Here is a 16086-nt window from a genome sequence, read left to right as displayed (position 1 = left end):
CATCATGGGCGATTTATGGGGACACGGGGGCGTATTGATGAGGAGTGTGCACGGTTTTGCCCCCTTCTGGATTTGAACGGGTTCGGCCCGTTCTCGGTCCGACCCCCGGCCGTCCGGCCCGCGTGACCCCGGTCACTTTGGCCGGACAAAGCGGACACAATCTTTGTGCACGCGTTCACAAAGACATAGCCTGCATTCGACGGGGCGGTCCTGGGACAAGAGGCCGCCTGCAGCCCCGCTCATCCCGCAGGAGCATCGTGGCAACTGGCCGAACTCACCGACCGGCGACCCGCAGCCGAGGTATTCCCGAGGCCACTGTCGCCCGGCTTCCGCTGTACTTGCGTGCCCTCACCGCGCTCTCCGAGCGATCGGTGCCCACGGTGTCCTCCGAGGAACTCGCGACCGCCGCCGGAGTCAACTCGGCGAAGCTGCGCAAGGACTTCTCGTACCTCGGTTCCTACGGTACCCGGGGCGTCGGCTACGACGTCGAGTACCTCGTCTACCAGATCTCCCGCGAGCTCGGACTGACCCAGGACTGGCCGGTCGTCATCGTCGGCATCGGTAACCTCGGCGCCGCCCTGGCCAACTACGGCGGTTTCGCCTCCCGCGGCTTCCGCGTGGCGGCGCTGATCGACGCCGATCCCGCCATGGCCGGGAAGATGGTCGCCGGCATGCCCGTGCGGCACACCGACGAGCTTGAGGCGATCATCGAGGACAACGGCGTCTCGATCGGGGTCATCGCGACGCCCGCGGGCGCCGCGCAGCAGGTGAGCGAGCGGCTGATCGCCGCCGGCGTCACCTCCATCCTGAACTTCGCTCCGACGGTGCTGTCCGTGCCGGAGGGCGTCGACGTCCGCAAGGTCGACCTGTCGATCGAGCTCCAGATCCTGGCCTTCCACGAGCAGCGCAAGGCCGGTGAGGGCGCCGCCGCCGCGGCCGAGGAGCTCGCGGGTCCGGCCACCGGGACGGGGGCCGCGCCGGCCGCCGCCGTCGTGCCGCCGGCCGGTCGGGCCGCCGCCGCCGCGCGCAAGGGCGGTCCCGAGGGCGACGTCCCGGCGGTGATGCCGGCATGAGTCTGCTCGTCGTTGGCCTGAGTCATCGCAGCGCGCCGGTGAGCGTGCTGGAGCGGGCCTCCCTGTCCACGGACGCCAAGGTCAAGCTGCTGCACGACACGCTGGCCGCGGAGCCCGCCGCCGAGGCGACGGTCCTCGCCACCTGCAACCGCATCGAGCTGTACGCGGACGTGGACAAGTTCCACGCCGGTGTCGCGGAGCTGTCGACGCTGCTGGCCCAGCACAGCGGGGTGGCCCTTGAGGAGCTCACCCCGTACCTCTACGTCCACTACGAGGACCGGGCGGTGCACCACCTGTTCTCGGTGGCGTGCGGGCTGGACTCCATGGTCGTCGGAGAGGGCCAGATCCTCGGGCAGATCAAGGACGCGCTGGCGCTGGGGCAGGAACTGCACACCGCCGGCCGGCTGGTCAACGACCTGTTCCAGCAGGCACTGCGGGTCGGCAAGCGGGCGCACTCCGAGACCGGGATCGACCGGGCCGGACAGTCGCTGGTGACCTTCGGGCTGGAGCAGCTCGCCGTGCACGAGCCGGTCGGACAGTGGGCCGCGGGCAAGCGGGCGCTGGTGATCGGCGCCGGGTCGATGTCCTCGCTGGCCGCCGCCACGCTGGCGCGGGTGGGCGTCGCCGACATCGCGGTGGCGAACCGGACCGCGGAGCGGGCGGAGCGTCTCGCCGAGATTCTGGTTGCCTCGGGCACCGGTGTGACGGCGCGGGCCGTGACCATGGGCGCGGTCGCCGAGGAACTGACACGTGTTGACGTCGTCGTGTCCTGTACGGGCGCGACGGGCCTGGTGCTGACCGCGGACGACGTGCTCGCCGCGGTGTCCGGCGACGGGGCGGGGGAACTCCTGCCGGTCGGCGCCGTCGCACAGGTCGCGGTCGCACAGGTCGGCGTCGAGCGGACCGCGACCGTCGTACGGGCCGGTGTCGCGCCGGCCGCGGAGCCCGCCGCCGGTGACGTACTGGCCCGGCTGGTCGCAGCCGCGGAGGCCGGGCGGCGCATCGCCGACGCCGGCGCCGTACGGACCATCCCGGCCGCCGAGCCCGACGGCTGCCCGCTGGGGCTGGACGCGCCCGCCGGCGACGGCCGGGCCGCGCTGACCGGCGTCGACGCCGGCTCGCTCGAACTGCACGGCACGTGGGCCGACCAGGGGGAGGCCGCCGCCCAGCGGCAGCCCCGCCGGACGGCGCGCAGCCGGGCGGACGGTGCCCCCGTACGCCTCGCGCTCCTGGACCTGGCCATGCCGCGGGACATCGACGCCGCGGTGCACCGGATCCCCGGGGTGCGGCTGGTCGACATCGAGTCGCTCGCGGAGACCTCCGCCGACGCCCCGATGGCGGCCGACGTGGACGCCGTACGTGGGATAGTCGCGGAGGAGGTGGCCGCGTTCGGGGCCGCCCAGCGGGCCGCGCACATCACGCCCACCGTCGTCGCCCTGCGGGCGATGGCCGCCGAGGTCGTCGCCATGGAGGTGGCACGTCTCGACGGGCGCGTACCCGATCTCGACGAACGGCAGCGGGCCGAGGTCACCCAGACCGTGCGCCGCGTCGTCGACAAGCTCCTCCACGCGCCGACCGTGCGCGTCAAGCAGCTCGCGAGCGAGCCCGGCGGCGCCGGGTACGCGGAGGCGCTGCGCGAACTCTTCGACCTCGACCCTCAGACGGTTGCTTCCGTCAGCCGGGCGGACGCGGCCGATCCGAAGAACGACGACCCAGGACGGGCATCATGAACACACGTCCCGACCGGCCCCTCAGGCTCGGAACGCGGCGGAGCAAGCTGGCCATGTCCCAGTCCGGGCACGTCGCCGAGGCGGTCCGGGCGGTCACCGGCCGACCCGTGGAACTCGTGGAGATCACGACCTACGGTGACGTGTCCCGCGAGCACCTCTCGCAGATCGGCGGCACCGGCGTGTTCGTCACCGCGCTGCGCGAGGCCCTCGTGCGCGGCGAGGTCGACTTCGCCGTGCACTCGCTGAAGGACCTGCCGACCGCCCAGCCCGACGACCTGGTCATCGCGGCCATGCCGAAGCGCGAGGACGCGCGCGACGCGCTCGTCGCCCGCGACGGCCTGACCTTCGAGCAGCTCCCCGACGGGGCGCGGATCGGCACGGGGTCGCCGCGGCGCACCTCGCAGCTCCACGCGTACGCCAAGAGCCTGGGCAAGCGGATCGAGACCGTCGCCATCCGCGGCAACGTCGACACCCGCATCGGGTTCGTCCGCTCCGGCGAGCTCGACGCGGTCGTGCTGGCCGCCGCCGGCCTGAACCGGATCGGTCGCGGCGACGAGGCGACCGACCTGCTGGCCGTCGACAACGTGCTGCCCGCTCCCGGCCAGGGAGCCCTGGCCGTGGAGTGCCTGGCCTCCGACACGGCCCTCATCGCCGCGCTCGGCGAACTCGACGACCCGCACACCAGGGCCGCCGTCACCGCCGAGCGTTCCCTGCTCGCCGCCCTGGAGGCCGGCTGCAGCGCACCCGTGGGCGCGCTCGCCGACCTTCTGGCCGACGGGCAGATTGTCAATGAAATGCGCCTGCGCGGCGTCGTCGGCACCCTCGACGGCTCGACGCTGGTGCAGCTGTCCACCACCGGTCCCGTGCCCCAGTCGTATGACGAGGCCATGGCGCTCGGCCGCGAACTCGCGGACGAGATGCTGGCCAAGGGCGCGGCCGGTCTTATGGGGGAGCGATCGCTTTGAACCCCTCACGTCCGACCACCTCCGCTTTTCCGGTCGTCGCCGCCCACGGACTCGTCACCTTCCTCGGTGCCGGCCCCGGCGACCCGGGTCTGCTGACGCTGCGCGCCGTGGAGGCGCTCGCCGCCGCGGACGTACTGATCGCCGAGCCCGAGGTGCTCGACGTCGTACGGACCCACGCGCGGGCGGGCATCGACACGCCGCAGCTGACGGTTGCTGACGAGTTGTCAGCCGCCGCCGGGGTCCCGGTGATCCGCGACGCCGCCAATCTTGTCATGGAGGCCGCGCGGTCCGGCAGGCGGGTCGTCCGTGCCGTCACCGGCGACCCCGGGCTCGACGGGAACGCGTCCGGCGAGATGCTGGCCTGCGCCGCGGAGGGGATCCCCTTCGAGGTGGTGCCCGGTGTCGCGACGGCCGTCGGCGTCCCCGCGTACGCGGGTGTCCCGCTGCGCGGCGAGCAGGGCGCGGACGTCCGCTTCGTGGACGCCCGGCACGCGTCGGCGCAGTGCTGGAGCGAGGCCGGCGCCAGCGGTGGCAGCCTCGTCGTCACGGCGACGCTGGAGACGGTGTCGGCCGCGGCCTCCGAGCTGGTGGCCGCGGGCCGCAAGCCGGAGACCCCGCTGACGGTGACCGTCGGCGGTACGACGACCCGGCAGCGGACCTGGAGCGCGACGCTCGGCACGATCGCCCAGGTGTTCAAGCAGGGCAAGGTGCTCCCGTCGCCCGAGGGCGCGCGTCCGGTGATAGCCGTGGTCGGTGAGCAGGGCGCCGCCGCGCGGCGCGAGGAGATGGCCTGGTTCGAGTCGAAGCCGCTGTTCGGCTGGCGGGTCCTCGTACCGCGCACGAAGGAGCAGGCCGCCTCGCTCTCCGACCAGCTGCGTTCGTACGGTGCGGTGCCGCACGAGGTGCCGACGATCGCCGTGGAGCCGCCGCGCACCCCGCAGCAGATGGAGCGGGCGGTCAAGGGCCTGGTGACGGGCCGGTACGAGTGGATCGCGTTCACCTCGGTCAACGCGGTGAAGGCGGTCCGGGAGAAGTTCGAGGAGTACGGGCTCGACGCGCGCGCGTTCGCGGGCATCAAGGTCGCCGCGGTGGGCGAGCAGACCGCGGCCTCGCTGGTCGAGTTCGGTGTGAAGCCGGACCTGGTGCCGAGCGGTGAGCAGTCGGCGGCGGGTCTGCTGGAGGACTGGCCGCCCTACGACCCGGTCTTCGACCCGATCGACCGGGTGTTCCTGCCGCGTGCCGACATCGCGACGGAGACGCTGGTCGCGGGCCTGATAGAGCTGGGTTGGGAGGTCGACGACGTCACCGCCTACCGGACGGTGCGGGCGTCGCCGCCGCCGGCCGATACGCGCGAGGCGATCAAGGGCGGCGGGTTCGACGCGGTGCTCTTCACCTCGTCGTCGACGGTCCGGAACCTGGTCGGGATCGCGGGCAAGCCGCACAACGTGACCGTCATCGCGTGCATCGGGCCGGCGACGGCCAAGACCGCGGAGGAGCACGGGCTGCGCGTGGACGTGCTGTCGCCGGAGCCGTCGGTGTCGAAGCTGGCGGAGGCGCTGGCCGCTTACGGGGAGGCGCGTCGGGAGGCCGCGAAGGCCGCCGGGGAGTCGGTGGCGCGGCCGAGCGAGCGTCGGCCGGGGGCGCGGCGGCGTCGCACGACGTGAGCGCGTTAGCCGGGCCGGCCGCGGGTCGGGGACGGGTAGGGGTACGGGGAAGGGGCCCGGGTGCTGGACGCACCCGGGCCCCTTTTCGTTCGGTGGGTGTGGGTGTGGGTGTGGGTGTGGGTGTGGGTGTGGGTGCGGGTGCGGGTGCGCGTGCGCGTGCGCGTGTGGGGTGGGTGCGCGTGTGGGGCGGGGCCGGGGCCGGGGTGGGGTGTCGTCCGGGGCGGGCATGATTTATGGCGCCCTGGCCGGGGCTGCGTTGGTGAGGCGGTGGCGTGCGCCAACAAATCACGTTTTAGCCCCGGTCGACACCCCACCCCGTCCCCGGCCCCTCAGGTTGTCGGTCCCGTTGCCGTGCGGGCGTCAAGCGGTTGTCCCGGGCGGTCGGGTGGGTGACGATCTGTGGTCGGTGGGAGGGGGACTCGTGCGCGAGGTGGATGCCCGGCTGGTGGCAGCGGTGGCGGTGGGTGATGCGGAGGCCGTGCGGGGGTTGGTGGAGGCGGGCGCGGATCCCGAGGTGGTGGGCGGGGACGGGCTGCCGGTGGTGTGCGGGGCCGTCGCCGCGTACGCGGTGGACGTCGTGACGGCGTTGGTCGAGGCCGGCGCGCGGCTGGACCGGGTGCTGGCGGACGGTACGACTCCGCTGCTGCGGGCCGTTGAGGGCGGGTCTCCGGCCGTGTGGGAGGCCTGCCTGGGGGCGCGGGCTCGTGAGCGGTTGGGGGAGGGGGAGCGGGTCCGGCTGCTGGAGGCCGCCCGGCGGTGGTACGCGGGGGGTGCGGAGGCGGAGCTGCGGCGGGTGACCGGGGCGGACGGGCCCGCGCGGGTCCGGGTGGTCGAGGAGGGCGAGTTCCACCGGGTCGAGGAGATCACCCTGGGCGGGCGGACCGTACGGGGTGGGCACGGGGCCGTACTGACCGACTTGGAGTGGGAGTTCCGGATCCTGGCGCCGGTGGACGAGCTGATGGGCCGGGCGACGAAACATCCGTACGAGGGCGTTGACGAGGAGCACGTCGACCGGGCGGCGGTCAGATCGATCCTGGGGCGGCGGGAGAGCGCGGAGACCTGGTTGCAGGTGGTGGAGTACCGGTGGCATTCGTCGCCCGCCCACCGCGCGTTCGTCGCCGACTTCCTGAACATGGGCTGGGCCAGGTGGGGATCCGCCGCACACGCCCGTTGGTACGAGAAGAAGCTGCTCGCGCTGCTTCCGGGCTGGGTGGACGCGGAGACGGACGGCGGGGTCCTGGCGCTCGTGCTCGGTCTGATTCACGAGGAGGACCATCCGCGGGCGGCGGAGTTCGGGCTGCGGTACGCCGGGCATCCGGACGTGCGCGTACGGCGGCGGGTGCCGCAGTTGCTGGACGGGTCGCCCGATCCCGAGGCGGGGCGCGTGGTGCGGGACCTGGGGCGGGACCCCGACAGCGAGGTCCGCAAGCGGGTCGCGGAGGCGTTGGACGGGGGGCGGGAGGAGGACCGGGAGGTCATGCTCACCCTGTTCGGGGACGAGGATGCGGAGGTCAGGGCGTGGGCCGTGAACGGTGTCGCCTACTGGTCGGACGACTCGCCGGACATCCGGGCGGCGCTGTGGGAGCAGCTCGACGACGAGGGACAGGAGGTGCGTCTCGACGTGGCCTACACCCTGTACCGCCGCAACGACCCCCGCACGCCGGAGGCGTACGGGCGGGTGGGGACGCTCGGGCCGGAGTACGAGGGCGACCACCGGGCGGACGGACTGTGGCGGTGGGAGTACCGGAACGAATCCGGCGGGTGAGACGTGCGGTCCCCCGTGTGTGATCCACGTCTCATCGGGCCCTCCGGCCCGTTTGGGGGCGCTGTGATCGCGCAGGCGGGAGGGCTGGAACACCCCCGATGAAAGGACCGTCCATGGCGGCTCCCCGACGCCCGCAGACGGCCGACCCGGAGGCGGAGAAGCGCCATCCGGGGCTTTTCCGTGCCGTCAGACAGCGGAGGAACCCGCGCCTGCGCCGGACGGACATCACCGTCACGGACGACCGGGCGGTCAAGCGGGCCGTGAAGGCGGCCTCGCTCGGCAACGCCATGGAGTGGTTCGACTTCGGCATCTACTCGTATTTGGCCGTGACCCTGGGGCAGGTGTTCTTCCCGTCGGGGAACGAGACCACCCAGCTGCTGTCCTCGTTCGCGACGTTCGCCGTGGCCTTCCTGGTGCGGCCGTTGGGTGGGATGTTCTTCGGGCCGCTGGGGGACCGGCTGGGCCGGAAGAAGGTGCTGGCCCTCACCATGATCCTGATGGCGGTGGGGACGTTCGCCATCGGTCTGATCCCCTCGCACGACACGATCGGCCTGTGGGCCCCGGCCCTGTTGATCCTGTTCCGGATGGTCCAGGGCTTCTCGACCGGCGGTGAGTACGGCGGTGCGTCGACCTTCATCGCCGAGTACGCGCCGGACCGGCGTCGGGGGTTCTTCGGGAGCTTCCTCGAATTCGGCACGCTGGCGGGGTATGTGGGTGCGGCCGGGCTGGTGACCGCGTTGTACGCGCTGCTCGATGACGCGCAGATGCTGTCCTGGGGTTGGCGCGTGCCGTTCCTCATCGCCGGGCCCCTTGGTCTGGTGGGCCTGTACCTGCGGATGCGGTTGGACGAGACCCCGGCCTTCCAGAAGCTGGCGGGCGGGACCGCCCGCGCCACCGAGGCCGCCGACGGTGTGGAGACGACCGGTAAGGGCGACCTCGCGCGGATCTTCCGCGAACAGTGGCCGACGCTGATCCTCTGCATCTGCCTCGTCGGCGCCTACAACATCACCGATTACATGCTGCTGTCGTACATGCCGACGTACCTGTCGGACGAGCTGGGCTACAGCGAGACGCACGGCCTGCTCATCCTGCTCGGGGTGATGGTCTTCCTGATGCTGCTGATCAGCCGGGTCGGCACGCTCTCCGACCGCTTCGGGCGCAAGCCGGTGCTGATGGCGGGCATGGCGGGGTTCCTGGTGCTGTCGCTGCCGTCCTTCCTGCTGATCGGGCAGGGCGGCATTCCCGCGGTCACGGCCGGGATGCTGATGCTGGGCCTGTCGCTGGTCTGCATGCTCGGCACGATGTCGGCCGCGCTCCCGGCCCTGTTCCCGACCCAGGTCCGGTACGGCTCGCTGTCCGTGGGCTACAACCTGTCGGCGTCGATCTTCGGCGGGACGACCCCGCTGGTGATCACCGCGCTGATCGGTTGGACCGGCTCGAATCTGATGCCGGCCTACTACGCGATGGGCGCGGCCTTGGTCGGCCTCATCGCGGTGGCGTGCATGAAGGAGACTGCCGGCCGGCCGCTCGACGGCTCGCCGCCGTCGGTCGAGACGCAGGAGGAGGCCGCCGAGTTGTGCGCCGCTCAGTCCCCGGCCCCGAGGTTCTGAATCCGTCGGCGACGTGCCGCCGTCTAGGAGCGCACCCAGCCGGTGAGGCCGGTCCAGGCGGAGGGGGTCAGGGCGAGCGTCGGCCCGTCGGTGACCTTGGAGTCCCGGACGTGGACGGTGTCCGCGCAGGCGCAGGTGGCGACCTCGACGCAAGCGCCGCCTTCATCGTTGCTGTGGGAGGACTTGTGCCAGGTGACGGCGACCTCCAGGCACTGGCCGCCCTCACTTGCGCTGTAGCTGGACTTGAACCACATCGGTGGGGTGCTCATGACTCTCCTAGCAGCCGGTCCAACAGGCCTTTTGTTTCGGTGAGGTTGAGGGCCTGGGATCGCAGCATCGCATACTTCTGAGCAAGGATGCTGACCTCGTTGGGGTCCCGAACGAGGATGCTGCCGCGCTGAGTTTCTGAGTACGCGAGACGCTGGTGATCGGGTGTTTCCAGCAAGATGAACGGGCCTGTGAGGCCGGCGTGGGCGGTGAGGCCGAGGGGCAGGATCTGGAGGGAGATCGCAGGCCGGTCGGCGCAGTCGCGCAGGTGGCGCAGCTGCGCCCGATGAACCGCGTCACCGCCCAGGCGGTCGCGCAAAGCCGTTTCCGACACGATGAAGCCGAGAGTGGGCGGGACGCTGCGGCTCAGGATCACCTGACGCTCGATTCGGCGGGCAGTCTGGCGCTCGATCTTCTCCTCGCCCATGTAAGGCACACGACAGCTGAACACCGCGCGGGCGTATTCCTCGGTTTGGAGCAGGCCGGGCACGAGTACGGTGTCGTACCAGGACAGGGCGAGGGCTTCGGCCTCGTTGGCGAAGTACTCCTCCGCCCACGCCGGGACCATGTCGACTTCCGGCATCCGGTTCGCCGCGACCGTCAGGAGTCCGGGGAGGCCGAGGACGCGGTCCATCTTCTCGGCGACGTTGGGCATGAGGGTGCGCCTGCCCTGCTCGATCGAGGCGACCGTCTCGATGTCGATGTGCAGTGCCTCGGCGAAGGCGCGTTGGGTCAGTCCTGCGGCGATCCGTGCGGCGGCGACCAGGGCGCCGACCATCTTCATCGCGGTCTCGTTGGGCCGTGGCCTCTTGCGTGGTGGCATGTCTGTGAACTCCCCCCGTGCGCATCCGGGATACCGGTACCGACCCGTACTCATGAAGGAGTACGGGTCGGCCGCCTCCCCCACGGTAGTCACGGAACGCGACCATCACCGCGTGAACGTGGAAATCCATCCGGCCCTGCTGCGCGAGCGGTTCTACCCCCGCAGCCGTCAAACCGTCCGCTCTGCCAGGGAGTTCGCGGCGGTGACACTGCACGCGTGGGGTGTCACATGCCGTCGGGACGATGTGTTGCTCTGCGTGAGCGAGCTGGCGACCAACGCCCTGCTGCACGGGGTCCCCGCCGGGCGCGGGTACCGGCTGCGGATGCTGCGGTTCGGGGACGTCGTACGGGTCGAGGTGCACGACAGCGGGGGCGGACGGCCGCGCGTCGAGAACCGGGACACGGGGGCCGAGGGCGGGCGGGGGTTGTTGCTCGTGGCGGGGGCCGCCGATCGGTGGGGGGTCGGGGCGCGGGTGCCCGGGAAGGTGGTGTGGTGCGAGTTCGGGGTCGGGGCGTCCGGCGCGGGGCGGGCCGGTGGCAGCGCCTAGGCTGGGTTCCGACTGCTGTCGATGCTCGAAGAGGCGACTGAGAATGAGCGCGTACGGATCCTTCCCCGGCTCGCGGCCCCGCCGGCTGCGCACCACCCCGGCCATGCGGCGCATGGTCGCGGAGACGCGGCTGCACCCCTCGGACCTGATCCTGCCCGCGTTCGTGCGCGAGGGGATCTCCGAGCCGCTGGCCATTTCCGCGATGCCGGGCGTCGTCCAGCACACCCGGGACACGCTGCGGAAGGCCGCCGTGGAGGCCGTCGAGGCGGGCGTTTCGGGGATCATGCTGTTCGGTGTCCCGGCCGACGAGAACAAGGACGCGCTCGGTACCGCCGGCACCGAGCCGGACGGGATCCTCCAGCTCGCGATCCGGGACGTGAAGGCGGAGGTCGGCGACGACCTCGTGATCATGTCCGACCTGTGTCTGGACGAGTACACCGACCACGGCCACTGCGGGGTCCTGGACGAGCACGGCCGCATCGACAACGACGCCACGCTGGAGCGGTACGCGGAGATGGCGCAGGTCCAGGCCGACGCGGGCGTCCACATGGTGGGGCCGAGCGGCATGATGGACGGCCAGGTCGGCGTCATCCGTGACGCGCTGGACGAGACGGGCCACGAGGACGTGTCTATCCTCGCCTACACGGCCAAGTACACGTCGGCCTTCTACGGACCGTTCCGCGAGGCCGTCGCGTCGAGCCTCCAGGGCGACCGCAAGAGCTACCAGCAGGACCCGGCGAACGCCCGCGAGTCGCTGAGGGAGCTGGCGCTGGACCTGGAGGAGGGCGCCGACATGGTCATGGTCAAGCCCGCCGGGCCGTACCTGGACATCCTGTACCGGGTCGCGCAGCAGGTCGACGTGCCGGTGGCGGCGTACCAGATCAGCGGCGAGTTCGCGATGATCGAGGCCGCCGCGGAGAAGGGTTGGATCGAGCGCGACCGGGCCATCCTGGAGACGCTGCTCGGCATCAAGCGGGCGGGCGCGGACACGATCCTGACGTACTGGGCGACCGAGGTCGCCGGCTGGCTGCGCCAGGAGCGCTGAGCCCGATTCGACGACGTGACGCGAGGCCCCCGGACGCCGGTCCGGGGGCCTTCGTCGTGTCGTTGCGGGGCCGGGCGGGCGGGCGCACCCTGGAGGGAGAGGCCGACTGTGGAGGTGGTCCGCGATGCCCACGCTCGTCGGATGGCATGTCGAGATGGAGTTCGTCGAGGAGGGCCACCGCACGAGCGCGGCGGCCATGCTGCGGCTCGCCGACGGCTCCGAGATGAGGGCGCGCGGCTACGCCATGCGCCACCCGTCCGACCCGGAACAGCTGCGGGTCGGCGAGGAGATCGCCGGCGCCCGGGCGCTCATGGATCTCGCGTCCCAGATGTTGCAGAAGGCGCACACCGAGATCGACGAGGCCACCGGCAGGCACTCCCATCCGCTGTAGTGCCGCCGGGTCGACGGGCCCCTGCCGGACCTCGGGGCCCGGCAGGGGCCGTTCGTGAGGGCGCGGGGGTCAGCGGGTGCGGCGTTCGAAGAGGACCGACGACAGGGCGACGGACACCGTCAGGATCCCGGCGCACCAGCTCAGTGCCACCCAAGGGGAGTTCCCCGCCGGCTGGTCCAGCAGGAGGGCCCGTAGGGATTCGATGACCGGGGTGAGGGGCTGGTGGTCGGCGAAGCCGTGGAGCCAGCCGGGCATCGTGTCGATGGGGACGAACGCGCTGGACGGGTAGGGCAGGAACATCATCAGGAAGGTGAAGCCCCCGGCCGCCTCGGGGGTCCTGGCCAACAGGCCGAGCGCCGCGGCGAGCCAGGAGATGGCCGTGATGTACGCGAGCAACAGTCCGGCCGCCGCGAGGAAGGCGAGGGGGCCGGCCTGCGGCCGGAAGCCGATGGCGAGGGCCACGGCGAGGACGAGCGCGGTGGAGAGCAGGTTGCGGGCCACGGAGGCCGCGACGTGTCCGGCGAGGATCGGGACGCCGCCGACGTCCAGGGAGCGGAGCCGGTCGACGACGCCGTTGCGCATGTCGTCGGCGACGGAGACGGCGGTGCTCGCCGCGCCGAAGCCCGCGCAGAGCAGCATGGCGCCGGGGACGACGTACGTGACATAGGTGGTGCCGGTGTCGATGGCGCCGCCGAAGAAGTAGACGAAGATCAGCATCAGCATGACGGGCAGCATCAGGGCGGTGACCAGGGCGTCCGGCTGCCTGCTGCTGATGCGCAGGCTGCGTCCGGCCAGGGCGAAGGCGACCGGGGTCGTCATGGGGCTGCTCCCGTCAGGGTGAGGAACACGTCGTCGAGGGTGGCGGTGCGCAGGGTGAAGCGGTCGATGGCGGTGCGGTCGGGGTCGATCTCGTCGAGCAGGGCCCGGACGTGGGCGGCGGTCCCGTCGGTGGGCAGCCCGAGGGTGAGTTCGTCCGGTACGAGGTGCACGGCGCGCGGCGCCAGCGCGTCGTAGGCGCCGCGGTCGGTCAGGGTGAGGTCGAGGCGGTGTCCGGCGACGCGGGACTTGAGTTCCGCCGGGGTGCCCTCGGCCGCGATCCGCCCGTCGGCCAGCAGGGCGACGCGGTCGGCGAGCCGGTCGGCCTCCTCCAGGTACTGGGTGGTGAGCAGTACGGTCGTGCCGTCGGCGCGCAGTTCGCGTACGAGGTCCCAGAGCTCCTGGCGGCTGCGCGGGTCCAGGCCGTTGGTCGGTTCGTCGAGGAAGAGCACCTCGGGGCGCGTGACGAGGCTCGCGGCGAGGTCGAGGCGGCGGCGCATGCCGCCCGAGTACGTCTTCGCGGTGCGGTCGGCTGCCTCGGCGAGTCCGAAGCGGTCCAGGAGTTCGGCGGCCCTGGCGCGGGCGCGGGGGGCGCTCAGGCCGCCGAGGCGGCCCATCATGCGCAGGGTCTCGGTTCCGGTGCGGAGCTCGTCGACGGCTGCGAACTGGCCCGCCAGGCTGATGCGTTCGCGGACGCGGGCCCGTTCGGTGGTGACGTCGTGCCCGGCGACGCGGGCGGTACCCGAGTCGGGGGCCGTGAGGGTGGCCAGGAGGCGCACGGTGGTGGTCTTGCCCGTGCCGTTGGGGCCGAGGAGGGCCAGGACGCTGCCGCGCGGGACGGTGAGGTCGATCCCGTCGAGGACGCGGAGCGGGCCGTAGGACTTGGTGAGGGCGGTGGCGTGGATGCCGGGGGCGTTCGTGGTCATCGAGGACCGAGCTCCCTTCTGCGTTCTTCTTCTGCGTATGGGGTACGCGCTTCTGTGTAAGTAATACACAGAACTAGGATGTGGGTCAACGATCGAGGAGGGAGGGTGGGCGCCATGACGCGGGAACCGGCGGACGAACCTGAACCGGACACCGGGCTTCCGGCCAGCCTGGAAGTGGCCTGGGGCCTGCGCGAGCGCCCCGCCAAGGGCCCCAGGCCCACCCTCACCCTGACGAAGATCGTGGACGCCGCCGTCGCGCTCGCCGCCGCCGAGGGCACCGACGCCGTCTCCATGGGCCGCGTCGCCAAGGAACTCGGCGTCTCCACGATGTCCCTCTACCGGTACGTCACGGCCAAGGAGGAGCTCTACATCCTCATGTCCGACGCCGGCGTCGGCACTCCGCCCGAGCCCGCCGCGCAACCCGGCGCGGGCTGGCGGGAGCTGGTCACGCAGTGGGCATACGCGCAACGCGCCGTGCTGATGGCCAACCCCTGGATCCTGCGGATCCCGCTCACCGGAGCACCCGTCAGCCCCAACCAGCTGGCCTGGATGGAACGCGGACTCGCGGCCCTGGCCGACACCGGACTCGCCGAGGGCGAGAAGATCTCGGCGATCATCCTGATCGGCGGGCTGGTGCGCAACGAGGCCACCATGGCCGCCGACATGATGGACGCCATCATCAAGTCCGGGGTCGCCCCCGACCAGGTGATGGCCCGCTACCTCCGCACGCTGCGCCTGATGACCGGCCCCGACACGCATCCGGCGGTGACCCGTCTGCTGGAGTCCGACGCGTTCACGGGCTCCGACGAGCCGGACTTCCAATTCGCCTTCGGCCTCGACCGGATCCTGGACGGCCTGGCCGCCCTGATCGTCGAGCGGTCCACCGGGTAGGGACGTCGCCGGCCAGGGGCGGGAGGTGGTGCGGTCCGGGGCGTGGGCGGGCGGCATTCGTGTGCAGCGTCTCGACGGCCGGCACTTTGGGGCCACCGGCCGCGTACACCGGTGTCACGCGCACGTTCCGCACCTCGCTGGTCGGCAGCTTGTGGCCACCGGCCTGGGCCGCCGGTGGAGTGCGAAGCAGCATGGAACCTTCCAGTTCCCCCTTACCGAAACGGATTTCGCATGCGCGCATCGTTCGCGGCCAAGGCCGCCGTCACGGCCGTGCTGGCCGCCGCTTCCCTGACCGTCGTCGCCCCGGCCAACGCCGCTCCGGGTGCGGCGCTCACCGAGGCCAAGTGCACGACCGACAAGGACAAGCTGCAGTTCACGAAGTTCGTGGGCTTCAGCCGCTGCTTCAAGGGCGCCGGCGACCTCGACGTAAAGCCCACGTTCAACACCGAGGCGAACTGGGTGTTCACCGGCAACCACTCCGGCTGGTTCAGCTACGAGCCCACCCCGGGCAACGTGCAGGTTCAGCACTTCGGCCCGTACCAGCAGCTGTCGGGGAGCTTCCACCCGCTCCGCCACATCCACGTCGACGGCTGAGTCGATCGGGTCATCAGGGGTGACCCGTCGTGGGTGACCGGGCAAGGCCGTCCGCCGGTTCGGCCTTGCCCGGTCCGTGCCCCTGCTCCCGTCCCCGTCCCCGTCGTGGTCCGGGACGGGGACGGGCAGCCGGGGGCGGCCCGGGACGCCGGGCTTCAGGCCGGCTGTTCCGGGGCCCTCGCCGTGATCACCGCGAACGGGCCGCCCTGCGGGTCCGTGAGGACGGCCATGCGGCCCACCGGCATGTCGAAGGCCGGGGCGAGGACGTTGCCCCCGGCGCGGGTGGCGGCCGCCTGGATCTCGTCGACGCTGTCGGCGTGGAAGTACGGCAGCCAGTTGGGCGGCGTACCGGGCGGCAGGTTGTCGAGGTTCATCATCCCGGCGACCGCGCGCCCGCCGACCTTGAACTCCGTGTAGCCCTCGGTCCCCGGCATCTCGGACACGGCCGTCGTCACGGGCAGGATCGACGAGTAGAACGCGGAGGCGGCGGCGGTGTCGCCGGTCGTCAGCTCGTTCCAGATGAGGGCGCCGTGCTCGTTGACGATGCCCGCGCCGTCGAAGGTCCCGGGCTCCCACAGGCCGAAGACGGCGCCGGTCGGGTCGGCGACGACCGCCATCCGCCCGAGGTCCATGACGCCCATCGGGCCCATCATGACCGTGCCGCCGGCGTCGGTGACGGACTTGAGGGTGGAGTCGATGGCGTCGGTGGACAGGTACGTCGTCCACACGGTCGGCGGCATCGGGTCGGGGACGGAGCCGTCCGGGTTCAGCGCCTTCATGATCCCGGCGACGGGCTTGCCCTTGAGGGTGCAGACGGAGTAGCCGCCCTGCTCGGCCGGGCCGACCTCGCCCTGCCAGCCGAAGAGGTCGCAGTAGAAGTCGAGGGCCGCCTGCTGGTCGGGGACGAACAGGTCGATCCAACAGGGGGTGCCGGGCTTGTAGGGGCCGTTCATGTCGGGCACGGGTGCCTCCGGGTGGT

16 protein-coding genes are annotated in these 16086 nt (G+C 71.9%); 11 read left to right on the top strand and 5 right to left on the bottom strand.

Features of this window, described 5'->3' with window-relative positions:
• Positions 1-257 precede the first annotated feature (257 nt).
• The 6 genes from ACZ58N_RS35775 (at position 258) to proP (ending at position 8807) form a co-directional block, all read left to right on the top strand.
• Positions 258-1073, top strand: coding sequence for a redox-sensing transcriptional repressor Rex (locus ACZ58N_RS35775; protein ID WP_385584062.1), 816 nt, complete (start codon positions 258-260; stop codon positions 1071-1073).
• Positions 1070-2803 (top strand): glutamyl-tRNA reductase, encoded by a 1734-nt coding sequence (locus ACZ58N_RS35770; RefSeq protein ID WP_471168835.1) that lies wholly within the window; start codon positions 1070-1072, stop codon positions 2801-2803. The genes ACZ58N_RS35775 and ACZ58N_RS35770 overlap by 4 nt, the downstream gene beginning before the upstream one ends.
• Positions 2800-3768: a hydroxymethylbilane synthase gene (gene hemC / locus ACZ58N_RS35765; protein WP_389711760.1), complete on the top strand. Its 969-nt coding sequence runs from the start codon at positions 2800-2802 to the stop codon at positions 3766-3768. The genes ACZ58N_RS35770 and hemC overlap by 4 nt, the downstream gene beginning before the upstream one ends.
• A complete protein-coding gene (locus ACZ58N_RS35760; protein ID WP_471168832.1) occupies positions 3765-5432 on the top strand; it encodes a bifunctional uroporphyrinogen-III C-methyltransferase/uroporphyrinogen-III synthase in 1668 nt (555 codons plus the stop codon). The genes hemC and ACZ58N_RS35760 overlap by 4 nt, the downstream gene beginning before the upstream one ends.
• A 421-nt stretch (positions 5433-5853) precedes the next feature.
• Positions 5854-7197, top strand: a complete 1344-nt coding sequence (locus ACZ58N_RS35755; RefSeq protein ID WP_471168830.1) for an ankyrin repeat domain-containing protein — start codon at positions 5854-5856, stop codon at positions 7195-7197.
• Between the two features lie 113 nt (positions 7198-7310).
• Positions 7311-8807, top strand: a complete 1497-nt coding sequence (gene proP, locus ACZ58N_RS35750; protein WP_471168827.1) for a glycine betaine/L-proline transporter ProP — start codon at positions 7311-7313, stop codon at positions 8805-8807.
• A 23-nt stretch (positions 8808-8830) separates the two neighbouring features.
• Here the strand turns inward: proP and ACZ58N_RS35745 are convergent, their stop codons facing one another.
• Complete coding sequence (locus ACZ58N_RS35745; RefSeq protein ID WP_471168825.1) at positions 8831-9076, bottom strand: DUF397 domain-containing protein; 246 nt, start codon at positions 9074-9076, stop codon at positions 8831-8833.
• Positions 9073-9858, bottom strand: coding sequence for a helix-turn-helix domain-containing protein (locus ACZ58N_RS35740; protein ID WP_471168823.1), 786 nt, complete (start codon positions 9856-9858; stop codon positions 9073-9075). Before ACZ58N_RS35740 ends, ACZ58N_RS35745 begins: the two co-directional genes overlap by 4 nt.
• Positions 9859-10009: 151 nt before the next feature.
• On the opposite strand from ACZ58N_RS35740, the gene ACZ58N_RS35735 reads away from it, so the two are divergent.
• From ACZ58N_RS35735 to ACZ58N_RS35725, 3 genes are all read left to right on the top strand, one after another.
• The gene (locus ACZ58N_RS35735) at positions 10010-10444 is read left to right on the top strand and encodes an ATP-binding protein (protein ID WP_471168821.1); all 435 of its coding nucleotides are present in this window, start codon (positions 10010-10012) and stop codon (positions 10442-10444) included.
• A gap of 43 nt (positions 10445-10487) precedes the next feature.
• The gene (hemB, locus tag ACZ58N_RS35730; protein WP_471168819.1) at positions 10488-11489 is read left to right on the top strand and encodes a porphobilinogen synthase; all 1002 of its coding nucleotides are present in this window, start codon (positions 10488-10490) and stop codon (positions 11487-11489) included.
• A gap of 124 nt (positions 11490-11613) precedes the next feature.
• A complete protein-coding gene (locus tag ACZ58N_RS35725; RefSeq protein WP_471168817.1) occupies positions 11614-11880 on the top strand; it encodes a DUF1876 domain-containing protein in 267 nt (88 codons plus the stop codon).
• Positions 11881-11949: 69 nt separating this feature from the next.
• Here the strand turns inward: ACZ58N_RS35725 and ACZ58N_RS35720 are convergent, their stop codons facing one another.
• Together ACZ58N_RS35720 and ACZ58N_RS35715 are read right to left on the bottom strand one after the other, a co-directional pair.
• Complete coding sequence (locus ACZ58N_RS35720) at positions 11950-12699, bottom strand: ABC transporter permease (RefSeq protein WP_471168814.1); 750 nt, start codon at positions 12697-12699, stop codon at positions 11950-11952.
• On the bottom strand, positions 12696-13622 hold the full coding sequence (locus tag ACZ58N_RS35715; RefSeq protein ID WP_471168811.1) for an ATP-binding cassette domain-containing protein: 927 nt from the start codon (positions 13620-13622) through the stop codon (positions 12696-12698). Before ACZ58N_RS35715 ends, ACZ58N_RS35720 begins: the two co-directional genes overlap by 4 nt.
• A 114-nt stretch (positions 13623-13736) precedes the next feature.
• Here ACZ58N_RS35715 and ACZ58N_RS35710 point away from each other — a divergent pair, with 114 nt between their 5' ends.
• Together ACZ58N_RS35710 and ACZ58N_RS35705 are read left to right on the top strand one after the other, a co-directional pair.
• A complete protein-coding gene (locus ACZ58N_RS35710; protein ID WP_471168808.1) occupies positions 13737-14513 on the top strand; it encodes a TetR/AcrR family transcriptional regulator in 777 nt (258 codons plus the stop codon).
• A gap of 231 nt (positions 14514-14744) precedes the next feature.
• Positions 14745-15107 (top strand): hypothetical protein, encoded by a 363-nt coding sequence (locus tag ACZ58N_RS35705; protein ID WP_471168805.1) that lies wholly within the window; start codon positions 14745-14747, stop codon positions 15105-15107.
• A 155-nt stretch (positions 15108-15262) separates the two neighbouring features.
• Here ACZ58N_RS35705 and ACZ58N_RS35700 read toward each other — a convergent pair whose 3' ends face one another.
• Positions 15263-16060 (bottom strand): VOC family protein, encoded by a 798-nt coding sequence (locus ACZ58N_RS35700; RefSeq protein ID WP_471168865.1) that lies wholly within the window; start codon positions 16058-16060, stop codon positions 15263-15265.
• Positions 16061-16086 lie beyond the last annotated feature (26 nt).

It is taken from the genome of Streptomyces sp. NPDC040432 (assembly GCF_055595445.1).
This window is presented reverse-complemented; position numbering and strand designations above follow the sequence as displayed.